The organism is Paroceanicella profunda, from assembly GCF_005887635.2.
In the GTDB taxonomy this organism is placed as follows: domain Bacteria; phylum Pseudomonadota; class Alphaproteobacteria; order Rhodobacterales; family Rhodobacteraceae; genus Paroceanicella; species Paroceanicella profunda.
In genome coordinates, this window is sequence record NZ_CP040819.1 from 464,384 (window position 1) to 478,032 (window position 13,649).

A 13,649-nucleotide genomic window follows, 5' to 3' on the forward strand; every position below is an offset into this window, starting at 1 on the left:
ATGCCAGATCGGCCCGAAATCAGGCGCTCAGCGCCAGATCGGCTTGCCCAGATTGACGTCGTCTTCATCGGTGACCGCACCGGCGACGGCACCCGCGCCGGCACCCACGGCCGCGCCCGTGGCGACGGAACCGCCCGCGATCGCGGAGCCTGCGCCCCCGACCAGCGCACCGATGCCGGCGCCGGACACGGCCCGGTCACCCGAGCCCGAACCGCAGGCCGCGAGCCCGAAAGCGGACGCTGCCAGCAGGGCAATGACGGAAGTACGCATGGAACCTCTCCTTTGTCGTTATGGCGAACAGACCGGCGACCGGCCCTTTCGACACCACAACGAACGAGCGGGGGCGTTGGTTCCGTCGCGTGACGCGGCGTCACATGCCCCGCAGTGCCCGGGAGAGGGTCCGCGGTCATCAGGCCTCCTCCACCAGATGCGGGAAGGTCCGGGCCACCACGGCGAGATCCACCCTGAGCAGGGCCTCGTAGGATGCGGGGTCGAAGGGCTCCACCGGCACCACCTCACGGCCGAGCAGCCAGCTCAGCCGGCCGGCGTCCAGGTTGCCGCGCTCGAAGGGCTCCTCCCCGAAATGCTCGATGAGGGCGGCGAGGAAGAACTCGTCCGCCTCCCGGTCCGGCTTGCGCCGGTCCTGGAAACGCTCGCGCAGCTTCAGCGGCGTGGGCTTCATGGAGGCACGCCGGATGACGAACTGCATGTCCGTGCCGGGCTGCCGGCCGGGAAATCCGCGATGTTTCAGCATGACGCCGTCTCCTTCTGGCTGATCGTCGCGGCGCTCTTCGCAGGACCGCGCGCCCGGCGCAACGCGTGGCGCACCCAGCGGGCCCGGCGGGCCTCGTCCCCGATCAGCCCGGACACCCGGCCCGCGAGCCCGTCCGTCACCCGGCCTCCGGCCCGCAGGGCCCCGCCGGCCGTCACCTCCAGAAGCGCGGCACCTCCCTCCGGCGCCGAGGTGGAGACCTCGACCACCGGGGAAAACCCGCGCACCCGGGCCAGAGCGCGCCACAGGTCCTGGCGCACCTGCCGGGCGAGAGAGGCGCGGAACCGGCCCGCGTCCACTCCGTCCAGTCGCACCGACCACTCGGCGACGACACCGAAATCGGCGTCCGCCGCGCCCCGGGCCGCGTGGCGCACCCGTGCGCCGTCATGCGCCATCAGCCAGTCGGTCATTCCGGCCTCCGGGCGAGGCAGTCGATCTCCACCAGCGCCCCCACGGCCAGCCCGCTCACGCCGACGGTGGTGCGCGCCGGCAGGCGACCCTTCTCGAAGAACGTCTCGTAAACCGAATTGAATTCCGCATAATCCCGGTCGAACCGCGCGAGGTAGCAGCGGCACTGCACCACGTCCTCCAGCCCCAGCCCGACGCCCTTCAGCACGATCTCGAGATTGCGCATCACCCGCCCGGTCTGCGCCGCGATGCCCTCCGGCAGGGGGGCGTCCGGCGCATCCGGATGGGTGGGCATCTGCCCGGTCAGCACCACCCAGCCCGCGGCCTCCACCGCGTGGCTGAACGGGGCAACGGGCCGCGGTGCCTGCGGCAGGAGATGGAAGATGGTCGCTCCGGTCACACGGCCCTCCGCTGGGTGTCAGCTGTTGCGCAAAGCATCGATCAGCTCATCCTTCGTCATCTTCGAGCGCCCTGTCACGTCCAGTTCGCGGGCCCGGGCGTAAAGCTCCGCCTTCGTCTGGTCCTCGTAGCGCGGCGCCTTTCCGCCCCGCACGCTGGCGGACCGGCCTGCGTTGGCGATCCGCGCCGCCTTCTGCCGCGAGGCGCCCTCCCTGCGCAGCGCCTCGTATGTCTCGTCGTCCTTGATCGACGGCCCATGGTCCCGGGTCATTCCGGCCTCCTTGCTTCAGGGGATGTCTGCCCCCTGAACGCGCGGAGGACCGGGCGGGTTCGCCCCGGGCCGCCGGCCCGCTCGTCTCAGAGCGGGATGTTGTCGTGCTTCTTCCACGGGTTCGCGAGCTTCTTGCCCCGCAGGCTCGCGAAGGCGCGCGACACTCTGCGCCGGGTGGAATGCGGCATGATCACCTCATCGATGAAGCCCTTTTCCGCAGCAACGAAGGGGTTTGCGAAGCGTTCTTCATATTCCGCGGTCCGCTGCCCGATCTTCTCCGGGTCGCCCAGCTCGGAGCGGTAGAGGATCTCCACCGCGCCCTTCGCGCCCATCACGGCAATTTCCGCCGTGGGCCAGGCGTAGTTGAAATCGCCGCGCAGGTGCTTGGAGGCCATCACGTCATAGGCCCCGCCATAGGCCTTGCGGGTGATGACGGTCACCTTCGGCACCGTCGCCTCGCCATAGGCGAACAGCAGCTTCGCACCGTGCTTGATGACCCCGCCATATTCCTGCCCGGTGCCCGGCAGGAAGCCCGGCACATCGACAAAGGTGAGGATGGGGATCTCGAACGCGTCGCAGAAGCGCACGAAGCGGGCCGCCTTGCGCGAGCTGTCGATGTCCAGGCAGCCGGCCAGCACCATCGGCTGATTCGCCACCACGCCCACCGTGGAGCCTTCCAGCCGGATGAACCCGGTGATGATGTTCTTGGCGAAATCGGCCTGGATCTCGTAGAAATCCGCCTCGTCGGCGACCTTCAGGATGAGTTCCTTCATGTCGTAGGGCTGGTTCGCATTGTCAGGCACCAGCGTGTCGAGGCTCATCTCCACCCGGGCCGGATCATCGAAGAACGGGCGGACGGGCGGTTTCTCGCGGTTGTTGAGCGGCAGCAGGTCCACCAGGCGGCGCACCTCGATCAGCGCCTCCACGTCATTCTCGAAGGCGCCGTCGGCGACCGAGCTCTTCGTGGTGTGGGTGCGCGCGCCGCCCAGTTCCTCGGCGGTGACGATCTCGTTGGTGACGGTCTTCACCACGTCCGGGCCGGTGACGAACATGTAGGAGGAATCGCGCACCATGAAGATGAAATCCGTCATGGCGGGGGAATAGACCGCCCCGCCCGCGCAGGGCCCCATGATCACCGAGATCTGCGGCACCACGCCGGAGGCGAGCACGTTCTTCTGGAACACGTCCGCGTAGCCGGCGAGCGAGGCCACGCCCTCCTGGATGCGTGCCCCGCCCGAATCGTTCAACCCGATCACGGGCGCGCCGTTCTGCACCGCCATGTCCATGATCTTGCAGATCTTCCGGGCGTGGGTTTCGGAGAGCGAGCCGCCGAAGACGGTGAAGTCCTGGCTGAACACGTAGACCATGCGGCCGTTGATCGTGCCCCAGCCGGTCACCACACCGTCGCCGGACATCTTCGTGTCCTGCATGCCGAAATCGGTGCAGCGGTGGGAGACGAACATGTCGAACTCCTCGAAGGAGCCCTCGTCGAGCAGCAGGTCGAGGCGCTCGCGCGCGGTCAGCTTGCCCTTGGAATGCTGGGCGGCGATGCGCTTCTCGCCGCCTCCCAGCCGGGCTTCCGCGCGGCGGGCCTCAAGCTCTTCGAGAATGTCCTTCATGCGTCTGTCCTCCCCGGACCTGGGCCATCTCCGTGCGGCGACCATAGCGCCGGGGCGCCGGGGCCTGAAGCATTGATTGGCAAAGTTGCGTAGTTTACAAACTCGGCATTCTGCGAATTGCAAATTTGCGAAGTCATCCGGGGGCCGCGATGCAGCGTGATCAGAAACTCTATGCCGGAGTTCAGCTCCGCGAGACGCGCACCGCGTCGGGCCTGACCCAGAAGGCCTTCGCGGAGAGACTAGGCGTATCCCTGTCCTATCTCAACCAGATGGAGAACAATCACCGGCCGGTTTCGGCCGCCGTGGTGCTGGCGCTGGCGCGCGAGTTCGCCTTCGACCTCTCCACCCTGCGCGCCGGCGAGGCGGCGCGCATGACCGCCGACCTGCGCGAGGCCCTGGCCGACCCGGTGTTCGGCGCGGTTCCGCCCATGGCCGAGCTGCAGCTCATCGCCTCCAATGCGCCGATGCTGGCGCGCGCCGTGCTCACCCTGCACGCCGCCCACCGCGAAAGCCGGGAGCGGCTCGCCTCCCTCGACGAAGCGCTGGGGCGCGGCGACAGCGCCCTGCTGCCCCAGCCCTGGGAGGAGGTGCGCGACTTCTTCCACTATTGCGACAATTACATCGACGCGGTGGACCGCGCCGCCGAGCGCTTCTCCGAACGCGCGGGCCTCGCAGGGCCGGACCAGCTGGAGAACGGCATCGCCTGGCTGGCGGCGCACGGCATCGAGACCCGCCGCGCGCCCTCCGGGCCGCTGCGCCATTTCGATGCGCAGGCGCAGGTTCTGCACCTCTCCGCCCGGGCACCGCTGCCCACGCAGGCCTTCCAGCTTGCCCATCAGGTGGCACTGATCGCGCATGGCGATCTCATCGACGCGACGCTGGATCTCGCCCGGTTCCGCACCGCCGAGGCGCGGGCGATCTGCCGGCTGGGGCTGGCGAACTATTTCGCCGGCGCCGCCCTGCTGCCCTACCGGCGGTTCCTGGAGGCCGCGCGGGAGGAGCGGCACGACCTCGAGGTGCTGGCAGAGCGCTTCGGCGCCTCGCTCGAACAGGTGGCGCACCGGCTCTCCACCCTGCAGCGGCCGGGGGCGAAGGGGGTGCCGTTCTTCTTCGTGCGCGTGGACCAGGCCGGGACGATCACCAAGCGGCACTCCGCCACCCGGTTGCAGTTCGCCCGCTACGGCGGCGCCTGCCCGCTGTGGAACGTCCACCAGGCCTTCGAGACCCCCGGCCGCTTCCTGCGCCAGCGCGCGGAGACGCCGGACGGGGTGCGCTACCTCTGCCTCGCGCGCGAGATCACCAAGCCGGGGGGGCGCTTCCGCGCGCCGCGCCAGCGCTTCGCGATCTGCCTCGGCTGCGAGATCGGCCATGCCGGGGCGCTGGTCTATGCCGACGACCTGGACATCGGCAATGCCGCGGCCTTCGAGCCCATCGGCATCTCCTGCCGGATCTGCGAGCGCACCGACTGCCACCAGCGCGCCGTGCCACCGGTGGAAAAGGCCCTGCGCATCGACCCGGACCGGCGCGACACCCTGCCCTACGGCATCGAGACCCAGTCCTGAGCGCCACGTCCGGGCGGAAACGCCCGCCGTGCCGAGGGTGCCTGCGGCCCCCGCAGCGTGGCGGGCGTGGCGAAGGCCCTGCCGGCCCTCCGCCCCGGCGGCACCGTCGGGAAGCCGGGGAGCCGGGGAGCCTTGCCGCCCCGGGCCATCGCGCTGAGGGGAGCGCCCGCCGGCCCGCATCGCGGGACGGCACGGCCCAACGCGCAGGGGACCTCCGCGCGGAGCGCGGATGCCTCCGCAGGGGCGGGAGGCCCCGGTCCTCCGCCAGCGCCGGGCGGCCAGCGCAGCCCGTCCGGGCTTGGGCTTGGGCTTGGGCTTGGGCTTGGGCTTGGGCTTGGGCTTGGGCTTGGGCTTGGGCTTGGGCTTGGGCTTGGGCTTGGGCTTGGGCTTGGGCTTGGGCTTGGGCTTGGGCTTGGGCTTGGGCTTGGGCTTGGGCTTGGGCTTGGGCTTGGGCTTGGGCTTGGGCTTGGGCTTGGGCTTGGGCTTGGGCTTGGGCTTGGGCTTGGGCTTGGGCTTGGGAAAGGACATCGCCTGCCCCGTCCGGGCGGTCAACCCGTCATGGCGCGCGGGGTGTCAGCCGGCGTCGGTGGGGCCGCGGCGGTCCCGGCGCAGGGTGGCGTAGAGCACGTGGGTGCGCCAGCGGCCGTTGATCTGCAGGTAGCTCTGCGCCACGCCCTCGTACTTGAAGCCGACGCGCTCCAGCAGGCCGCGCGAGGGCGTGTTTTCGGGCAGGCAGGCCGCCTCGATGCGCGAGAGGTCCATGCGGGCGAAGGCATGCGCCACCACGGCCTCCAGCGCCTCGGACATGTAGCCCTGCCGGGCGAAGGCCTCCCCCACCCAGTAGCCCACGGTGGCCGATTGCGCCGGGCCGCGGCGGATGTTGTCCAGGGTGATCGCGCCGAGGAGGGTGCCGTCCTCCTTGCGCTCCAGGAACAGCGGCACGGCGCGTTCGGTCTCGATGGCGCGCTTCGCCCAGGCCACCCGGTTGCGGAAGGCCTGCGGCGAGAGGTGGTCGGCGGCGCGCACCGGCTCCCAATGCGCGAGGAAGCCGTGGCCCTCGCGCCGCAGTGTCGCCCAGGGCTGGTGATCCTCGCGCCGCGGTGGGCGCAGCACGAGGCGTGCCGTATTGATACGGACTTGCGGAGCCTGTCGGAACAGCCCCAGCACCCGTCTCAGGCCGCGAGCCGCTGGGCGAGCGCAACATGGTCGGGTGCGGCGGACACCGGGCCGTAGAGCGCCAGTGCCGGCGGGCGTGCCAGCAGCGCCCGGGCATAGGCCCGCGCGCCGACGGCATCGACCGCGTCGATCCGCTCCACCGCTTCGGAGAGGTCCGGCACCCGGCCCCAGATCGCCAGCACCCGGGCAAGGCGCTCGCAGCGGGCGGAGGGCGATTCGAGGCCCATCAGCAGGCCGGCCTTCATCTGCGCGCGGGCGCGGGTGATCTCGGCCTCGCTCATGTCCTCGGCCGCGCGGCGCAGCTCGTCCACGGTGATGCGGGCGAGGTCGGCCACCTCACCGGCCCCGGTGCCGGCGTAGATGGTGAGCGAGCCGGTGTCGGCGTAGGCGGAGGCGTGCGAGCCGATGGTGTAGCACAGGCCGCGCTTCTCGCGGATCTCCTGGAACAGGCGCGAGGACATGCCGCCGCCGAGCGCGGTGGCGAACACCTGCGCGGTGTAGACATCCGCGTCGCGGTAGCCCGGGCCCTCCAGCGACAGGGCGAAATGCGCCTGCTCGAGGGTCTTGACCTCACGCCGTTCGCCGCCCGAGAAGCGCGCGCCCAGGGCGAGCGGCACCGTCCGGCCGGGCATCCTGCCGAAGATCTCCTCCGCCAGGCGGACGATCTTCTCGTGGTCCACCCCGCCGGCGGCGGAGAGGATCATCTGGTCGGGGGCGTAGAACTGGCCGGTGAAGCGGCGCAGGTCGCCCTCGCCGAAGCCGCGCACCAGGTCGGCCGGCCCGAGGATGGAGCGGCCGAAGGGCTGGTCCGGGTAGGAGACCTCGTGCAGCCAGTCGAAGATGATGTCGTCCGGCGTGTCCAGCGTCTGGCCGATCTCCTGCAGGATCACCCCGCGCTCCACCGAGATTTCCCGCGCGTCGAAGGCCGGGTTCATCACGATGTCGCCGATCAGGTCGATGGCCAGCGGCACGTCGGCGGAGAGCACCCGGGCGTAATAGGCCGTCATCTCCTTGGAGGTATAGGCGTTGAGATAGCCGCCCACGTCCTCGATCTCCTCGGCGATCTGCAGGGCGGAGCGCCGGGCGGTACCCTTGAACGCCATGTGCTCGAGGAAATGCGCGATGCCGGTCTCGCCCTCGCCCTCGTGGCGCGAGCCCGCGCTCACCCACACGCCGACGGAGGCGGACTGCAGCCCCGGCATGTGTTCGGTGACGATGCGGAACCCGTTGGGCAGGGTATGGGTGGCGATGCTCACGTGCGCGTGTCCTTGATCAGGGTCTCGATGGTCTCGAGATCGTTGGCGACAACCTGCACCCGCTCGGGCCGCTCGTAAAGGTCTGCCATGTGGGGGGGAAGCGCGGGGCGCTGGCCGCAGGCCGCCTCCACCGCGTCGGGGAACTTCGCGGCATGGGCGGTGGCAAGCGTGACCACGGGAATGCGCCGGGTGCCGTGCACCTCATCCGCCGCATGCACGCCCACCGCGGTGTGCGGGCAGATCACCTGCCCGTTGCTGGCGAACATCGCGGCGATGGTCGCCGAGGTCTCCTCCTCCGAGGCGCGGGCGCTGTCGAACTCGGCGCGCAGCCGGTTCAGCGCGCCCTGCGGCAGGGTGAAGCCGCCGCGCGCGCGCAGCTCGTCCATCGCCAGCGCCACGGCGGCGCCCTCGCGGTCGTAGAGGTCGAACAGCAGCCGCTCGAAGTTCGAGGAGATCTGGATGTCCATCGAGGGCGAGATCGAGGGGTGGACCCCCTCCATCCGGTACTCCCCGGTCTCCAGCGTGCGGTGCAGGATGTCGTTGAGGTTGGTCGCCACGATCAGCCGCTCGACGGGCAGGCCCATGCGCTTGGCCGCGTAGCCGGCGAAGATGTCGCCGAAATTGCCCGTGGGCACGGCGAAGCTCACCGCCCGGTGCGGCGCGCCGAGGGCCACGGCGGAGGTGAAGAAATACACCGTCTGCGCCAGCACCCGGGCCCAGTTGATCGAGTTCACCGCGGCGAGGCCCACAGTGTCGCGGAAGGCGAAATCGTTGAACATGTCCTTCACGCGGGCCTGGCAATCGTCGAAATCGCCCTCCACCGCGATGGCGTGGACATTGCTTTCCACCGGCGTGGTCATCTGGCGGCGCTGCACCTCCGACACCCGGCCATGCGGGTAGAGGATGAACACATCCACCGAGGAAAGGCCGCGGAAGGCCTCGATCGCCGCCGAGCCGGTGTCGCCGGAGGTGGCGCCGACGATGGTCACCCGCTTGCCCGCCCGGGTCAGCGCGAGGTCGAAGAGCTGGCCGATGAGCTGCATCGCCACGTCCTTGAACGCCAGCGTGGGGCCGTGGTGCAGCTCCAGCAGGAACTTGCCCGCCTCGTACTGAACCAGCGGCACCCGCGCCGTGGAACGGAAGCCCGCATAGGCCCGCGCGATGGCGCCGCGGAACTCCGTGTCGGTGAAGGCCTCGCCGATGAAGGGGCGCATCACGCGATAGGCCACCTCCTCATAGGGCGCCCCGGCGAGATCGGCGATCTCCCCGGCGCTCATGTGCGGCCAGCTTTCCGGCATGTAGAGCCCGCCGTCACGGGCGAGGCCGGTCAGCATGGCTTCTTCGAAGGAAAGCACGGGCGCCTGGCCACGCGTCGAGATGTAGCGCATTGAATACCCCTGCGGTTGTCGGGCCGTGTCATACCGCCCGATGCCCGCCGTTTCCAGCGTATTTGCCGGATCTTTACTGCACGATTACCGGAGGTGGCCCCGGGAGACGGACGGGACACCCCCCGGAACCGGCCGCCGGAAGCCCTCACCCGGCCTGCCCCGCCGCATTCTGGCGCGGCGCCCGGCCCGTCCCCGCCCCCCCGGGCGCCCCCGGAACCGGGGCTGCCGGCGCGCGGGCGGGGGGACACGCCTCCCTGCCCGCCGCCGCCCGGCGGGGCGTCCGGCCGGTCGGCGCGCGCGCCCCGCCGGGCAGAACCGGACGGGGGCGCGGGGCGGGGGCCTGCCGTCAGGCGGTGGCGGCGGCGAGGGCCTGGTCGAGATCGGCGATGAGATCCGCCGCGCTCTCGATGCCGATGGACAGGCGCACCATGTCCGGCGCCGCGCCCGCGGCCACCTGCTGCTCGGGGTCGAGCTGGCGGTGGGTGGTCGAGGCCGGGTGGATGATCAGCGAGCGCGTGTCGCCCAGGTTGGCCACGTGGGAGAAGATCTCCACCGAATCCACCAGCTTCACGCAGGCTTCATACCCGCCCTTCACCCCGAAGGTGAACAGCGCGCCGGCCCCCTTCGGGTAGAGCGCCTGCGCCCGGGCGTGCCAGGGCGAGGAGGCGAGCCCGGGCCAGGTGACGGCGCTCACCCGAGGATCGGCTTCCAGCCACTCGGCCACCGCCTTCGCGTTCGCCACGTGCTTGTCCATGCGCAGCGACAGGGTCTCGATGCCCTGCAGGGTGATCCAGGCGTTCATCGGGCTCTGGCACATGCCGAGGTCGCGCAGGCCGATGGCATGGCCGTGCAGCACGTAGGCCAGCGGCCCGAAGGTCTCGTGGAACTTCAGCCCGTGGTACGCGGGCTCCGGCTGGCTGAGGCTGGGGAAGCGGTCGGAGGCCGACCAGTCGAACTGGCCCGAATCGACCACCACGCCCCCCATGGAGGAGCCGTTGCCGGAGAGGTATTTCGTGGTGGAATGGATGACGAGCGTCGCCCCCATCGCGATCGGGTTGCACAGGTAGGGGGTGGCCGTGGTGTTGTCCACGATCAGCGGCACGCCCACCCGCCGCGCGATCTCCGCCAGCGCCGGGATGTCGGTGACATAGCCGCCGGGGTTGCAGATGCTCTCGCAGAAGATCGCCTTGGTGCGCCCGTCGCAGGCCGCCTCCAGCGCGGCGAGGTCCTCGGTGTCCGCGAAGCGCGCCTCCCATCCGAAACGCCGGATGGTGTGGGTGAACTGGGTGATCGTGCCGCCGTAGAGCCGCCGGGAGGAGACGATGTTGTCCCCCGGCCCCATCAGCGGGAACAGCGCCAGGATCTGCGCCGCATGGCCCGAGGAGGTGGCCACCGCGCCCACGCCGCCCTCCAGCGCCGCGATGCGCTCCTGCAGCGCGGCCACCGTGGGATTGGTGAGGCGGGAGTAGATGAAGCCCACCTCCTGCAGGTTGAACAGGGCCGCGGCATGGTCCGCGTCGCGGAAGACATAGGCGGTGGTCTGGTAGATCGGCGTCTGGCGCGCGCCGGTCGCCGGATCGGGCTTGGCGCCGGCGTGAACCTGCAGCGTGTCGAAGCCGTAGGGATGGGGTGCGTCGCTCATCGTGGTGTCCTCCGGTTGTTGTTTGGGGCGACATTACCCAAATCCCCGTGGAGGTCCACCAGGCTCAGATGCTGCCCGGACCCGTGGAACCATGCGGGAATCTGGCCAGTTGACATTGCCTGCCGCGAACCCACATGGTCCCGCTCCTCAGGGAACCGCGCTTAATGTTCAGGAGTCTGCATGGCTGTCGTCGTCGTCGAATCCCCGGCCAAGGCAAAGACTATCAACAAGTATCTGGGCAGCGACTACACGGTTCTCGCCTCCTTCGGCCATGTTCGCGACCTGGTTGAGAAGGACGGTTCCGTCGACCCGGACAACAATTTCGAGATGAAGTGGGAGATCGCTCCCGCGTCCCAGAAGCATGTCCGCGCCATTGCCGAGGCGCTGGCCAAGGACGACAAGCTCATTCTCGCGACCGACCCTGACCGTGAGGGCGAGGCCATCTCCTGGCACCTGATGGAGGCGCTCACCAAGCGCCGGGCGCTGAAGAAGACCACCGAGGTGGAGCGCGTCGTCTTCAACGCCATCACCAAGAGCGCCGTGACCGAGGCGATGAAGAAGCCCCGCGCCGTGGACATGGAGCTGGTGGAGGCCTATCTCGCCCGCCGCGCGCTGGATTATCTGGTGGGCTTCACCCTGTCGCCCGTGCTGTGGCGCAAGCTGCCGGGGGCGAAATCCGCCGGGCGGGTGCAGTCGGTCTCGCTGCGGCTGATCGTCGAGCGCGAGATGGAGATCGAGGCGTTCCGGGCCCGGGAGTACTGGAGCGTGACCGCCGTGCTGGAGACGCCGCGCGGGCAGGAGTTCCGCGCCCGGCTCACCGCGCTGTCGGGAAAGAAGCTCGACAAGTTCGACATCGCCTCCGAGGCCGCGGCGGCGCTCGCCGTGCAGGCCGTTTCCTCGCGCGATCTCTCGGTCGCCTCGGTGGAGGCGAAGCCCGCCAGCCGCAACCCCTCCGCCCCCTTCATGACCTCCACCCTGCAGCAGGAGGCCAGCCGCAAGTTCGGCATGGGCGCCCAGGCCGCCATGCGCACCGCCCAGAAGCTCTACGAGGCCGGGCACATCACCTACATGCGGACCGACGGCATCGACATGGCGCCCGAGGCGGTGATGGCCGCGCGCGACGTGATCGCCGCCCGCTACGGCAAGGAATATGTCCCCTCCAGCCCGCGCATGTACAAGAACAAGGCGAAGAACGCCCAGGAGGCGCATGAGTGCATCCGCCCCACCGACATGTCCCGCGCGCCGGACAAGCTGTCGCTGGAGCCCGACCAGCGCAAGCTCTACGACCTGATCTGGAAGCGCGCGCTGGCGAGCCAGATGGAGGCCGCCCGCTTCGAGCGCACCGTGGTCGAGATCGCCTCGAAGGATGGCGAGGTGGGCCTGCGCGCCAATGGCCAGGTCGTCACCTTCGACGGGTTCCTGAAGGTCTATGAGGAGGGCCGCGACGAGGCCCCCTCGCGCGATGACGAGGAGGGCGACGGCGCCCGCCTGCCGGTGATCCACCAGGGCGAGAAGACCGCGAAACGGGACGTCTCGCCCGAGCAGCACTTCACCCAGCCGCCGCCGCGCTACACCGAGGCGACGCTGGTCAAGCGCATGGAGGAGCTCGGCATCGGCCGCCCCTCCACCTATGCCTCGATCGTCACCACCATCCAGGATCGCGGCTACGTTCTGAAGGACAAGAACCGGCTGATCCCGCAGGACAAGGGCCGGCTGGTCACCGCCTTCCTGGAGAACTACTTCGGCAAGTACGTGGGCTATGATTTCACCGCGGCGCTGGAGGAGGACCTCGACGAGGTCTCCGCCGGCAACAAGGACTGGCATGACGTGCTGGCCCGCTTCTGGAAGGACTTCCACGCCGCCGTGGGCGAAACCTCCGAGCTGCGCATCACCGAGGTGCTGGAAAAGATCAACGAGGTGCTGGCCCCGCATCTCTTCCCGCCCCGGGAGGACGGCAAGGACCCGCGCCTCTGCCCCAATTGCGGCGAGGGCCGGCTGTCGATGCGCACCGCGCGCTCCGGCGGCGCCTTCATCGGCTGTTCGAACTACCCCGAGTGCCGCTACACCCGGCCGATGTCCGGCGAAACCGAGGGCGGCGAGCTGGCCGGCCCGGACGGCAAGCTGCTGGGCCATGACGACAACGGCCTGCCGGTGACCCTGCGCAGCGGGCGCTTCGGCCCCTACGTGCAGCTCGGCGAGCAGGTCGAGGGCTCCGAGGAAAAGCCGAAACGCGCCTCCATCCCCAAGGGCATGGCCCTGGAGGACGTGGACCTGAAGCGCGCGCTCGACCTCCTGTCGCTGCCCCGGCTGATCGGCATGCACCCGGAGGACGGCGAGCCGGTGGAAGCCTCCATCGGGCGCTTCGGCCCCTACGTGCGCCATGGCAAGACCTATGCGAACATCCGCGACGCGGAGGAAGTGCTCACCATCGGCATGAACCGCGCGATGGAAGTGCTGGCCCAGAAGGCGGCCCGGGGCCCCGGCCGCGGCGCCTCGGCGCAGCCGCTGCGCGAATTGGGCGACCACCCGGACGGCGGCGCCCTGCAGGTGATGCCGGGCCGCTACGGGCCCTACGTGAAATGGGAGAAGGTGAACGCCACCCTGCCCAAGGACGTGACGCCCGAGGAGCTCACCCTCGAGGCCGCCGTCGAGCTGGTGAACGCGAAGGCCGCGATCACCGGCAAGGGCCGCAAGAAGGCCGCCGCCCCGAAGAAGGCCGCCGCGAAGAAACCCGCTGCTGCGAAGAAGCCCGCCGCGGCGAAGAAGACCACGGCGGCCGGAAAGACCACGACTGCGAAGAAGACCACCACGGCAAAGAAGGCCACTGCGAAATCCGCGGCCGCCGGCAAGCCGGCCGAAGAGGCTGACGCCGAGGACTGACGCAGACGCCGTGCACCGCGCGCAGGGCCGCGCCGGGGGGGGGTGACGTCGGCGTTCTGCCCGGCGGGCAGAACGAGGCCCGGCGAGCGCCCCTCCCGCAGGGTGGGGTCGAGACGGGCCTGGCCCCGGGAGAAACAGCGCCTCGGGGGGCATCGAGCCCCCGCTCGGCGCTGGCCGCGCGCGGCGGGGCTCCCGGCACGCCCGGCCTTTGCGCGCCCTGAATCGGGCGCCGGGCGGCGGCCGGATTCCCGCATGGCGGGCGCCGCGCGACCATGC

Annotated in this window: 12 protein-coding genes; 2 read left to right on the forward strand and 10 right to left on the reverse strand. The window is 70.3% G+C overall.

The window, feature by feature from the left end:
- Positions 1–27: 27 nt before the first annotated feature.
- The 6 genes from FDP22_RS20135 to FDP22_RS20160 all read right to left on the reverse strand — a co-directional run bounded on the left by FDP22_RS20135 (position 28) and on the right by FDP22_RS20160 (position 3,469).
- The gene (locus tag FDP22_RS20135) at positions 28–270 is read right to left on the reverse strand and encodes a YMGG-like glycine zipper-containing protein (protein WP_138578017.1); all 243 of its coding nucleotides are present in this window, start codon (positions 268–270) and stop codon (positions 28–30) included.
- A 139-nt stretch (positions 271–409) separates the two neighbouring features.
- Positions 410–754: a hypothetical protein gene (locus tag FDP22_RS20140; protein ID WP_138578018.1), complete on the reverse strand. Its 345-nt coding sequence runs from the start codon at positions 752–754 to the stop codon at positions 410–412.
- The gene (locus FDP22_RS20145) at positions 748–1,182 is read right to left on the reverse strand and encodes a hypothetical protein (RefSeq protein WP_138578020.1); all 435 of its coding nucleotides are present in this window, start codon (positions 1,180–1,182) and stop codon (positions 748–750) included. The genes FDP22_RS20140 and FDP22_RS20145 overlap by 7 nt, the downstream gene beginning before the upstream one ends.
- Complete coding sequence (locus FDP22_RS20150) at positions 1,179–1,580, reverse strand: RidA family protein (protein WP_138578022.1); 402 nt, start codon at positions 1,578–1,580, stop codon at positions 1,179–1,181. The genes FDP22_RS20145 and FDP22_RS20150 overlap by 4 nt, the downstream gene beginning before the upstream one ends.
- Positions 1,581–1,598: 18 nt before the next feature.
- A complete protein-coding gene (locus FDP22_RS20155) occupies positions 1,599–1,850 on the reverse strand; it encodes a DUF7218 family protein (RefSeq protein WP_138578024.1) in 252 nt (83 codons plus the stop codon).
- 86 nt (positions 1,851–1,936) lie between these two features.
- Positions 1,937–3,469 carry an acyl-CoA carboxylase subunit beta gene (locus tag FDP22_RS20160; RefSeq protein WP_138578026.1) on the reverse strand — a complete coding sequence of 511 codons (1,533 nt, stop codon included), beginning with the start codon at positions 3,467–3,469 and terminating at the stop codon, positions 1,937–1,939.
- A 149-nt stretch (positions 3,470–3,618) separates the two neighbouring features.
- Here FDP22_RS20160 and FDP22_RS20165 point away from each other — a divergent pair, with 149 nt between their 5' ends.
- A complete protein-coding gene (locus FDP22_RS20165) occupies positions 3,619–5,031 on the forward strand; it encodes a helix-turn-helix domain-containing protein (protein ID WP_138578028.1) in 1,413 nt (470 codons plus the stop codon).
- A 573-nt stretch (positions 5,032–5,604) separates the two neighbouring features.
- Here the strand turns inward: FDP22_RS20165 and FDP22_RS20175 are convergent.
- The 4 genes from FDP22_RS20175 to FDP22_RS20190 form a co-directional block, all read right to left on the reverse strand.
- Positions 5,605–6,189: a GNAT family N-acetyltransferase gene (locus FDP22_RS20175; RefSeq protein ID WP_430226024.1), complete on the reverse strand. Its 585-nt coding sequence runs from the start codon at positions 6,187–6,189 to the stop codon at positions 5,605–5,607.
- A gap of 14 nt (positions 6,190–6,203) precedes the next feature.
- Positions 6,204–7,463: a M16 family metallopeptidase gene (locus FDP22_RS20180; protein ID WP_138578030.1), complete on the reverse strand. Its 1,260-nt coding sequence runs from the start codon at positions 7,461–7,463 to the stop codon at positions 6,204–6,206.
- Positions 7,460–8,851, reverse strand: coding sequence for a threonine synthase (gene thrC / locus FDP22_RS20185; RefSeq protein ID WP_138578032.1), 1,392 nt, complete (start codon positions 8,849–8,851; stop codon positions 7,460–7,462). Before thrC ends, FDP22_RS20180 begins: the two co-directional genes overlap by 4 nt.
- A gap of 346 nt (positions 8,852–9,197) precedes the next feature.
- A complete protein-coding gene (locus FDP22_RS20190; RefSeq protein WP_138578034.1) occupies positions 9,198–10,493 on the reverse strand; it encodes an O-acetylhomoserine aminocarboxypropyltransferase in 1,296 nt (431 codons plus the stop codon).
- 180 nt (positions 10,494–10,673) lie between these two features.
- Between FDP22_RS20190 and topA the strand changes: the two genes are divergently transcribed.
- The gene (gene topA / locus FDP22_RS20195; protein ID WP_138578036.1) at positions 10,674–13,373 is read left to right on the forward strand and encodes a type I DNA topoisomerase; all 2,700 of its coding nucleotides are present in this window, start codon (positions 10,674–10,676) and stop codon (positions 13,371–13,373) included.
- Positions 13,374–13,649: the final 276 nt, after the last annotated feature.

Excerpts from the sequence above, each read along its gene's own strand:
- FDP22_RS20135 (WP_138578017.1), bottom strand. The coding sequence starts at position 270 with ATGCGTACTTCCGTCATTGCCCTGCTGGCAGCGTCCGCTTTCGGGCTC.
- FDP22_RS20145 (WP_138578020.1), bottom strand. The coding sequence starts at position 1,182 with ATGACCGACTGGCTGATGGCGCATGACGGCGCACGGGTGCGCCACGCG.
- thrC (WP_138578032.1), bottom strand. The coding sequence starts at position 8,851 with ATGCGCTACATCTCGACGCGTGGCCAGGCGCCCGTGCTTTCCTTCGAA.
- FDP22_RS20155 (WP_138578024.1), bottom strand. The coding sequence starts at position 1,850 with ATGACCCGGGACCATGGGCCGTCGATCAAGGACGACGAGACATACGAG.
- FDP22_RS20160 (WP_138578026.1), bottom strand. The coding sequence starts at position 3,469 with ATGAAGGACATTCTCGAAGAGCTTGAGGCCCGCCGCGCGGAAGCCCGG.
- topA (WP_138578036.1), top strand. The coding sequence starts at position 10,674 with ATGGCTGTCGTCGTCGTCGAATCCCCGGCCAAGGCAAAGACTATCAAC.
- FDP22_RS20140 (WP_138578018.1), bottom strand. The coding sequence starts at position 754 with ATGCTGAAACATCGCGGATTTCCCGGCCGGCAGCCCGGCACGGACATG.
- FDP22_RS20190 (WP_138578034.1), bottom strand. The coding sequence starts at position 10,493 with ATGAGCGACGCACCCCATCCCTACGGCTTCGACACGCTGCAGGTTCAC.
- FDP22_RS20165 (WP_138578028.1), top strand. The coding sequence starts at position 3,619 with ATGCAGCGTGATCAGAAACTCTATGCCGGAGTTCAGCTCCGCGAGACG.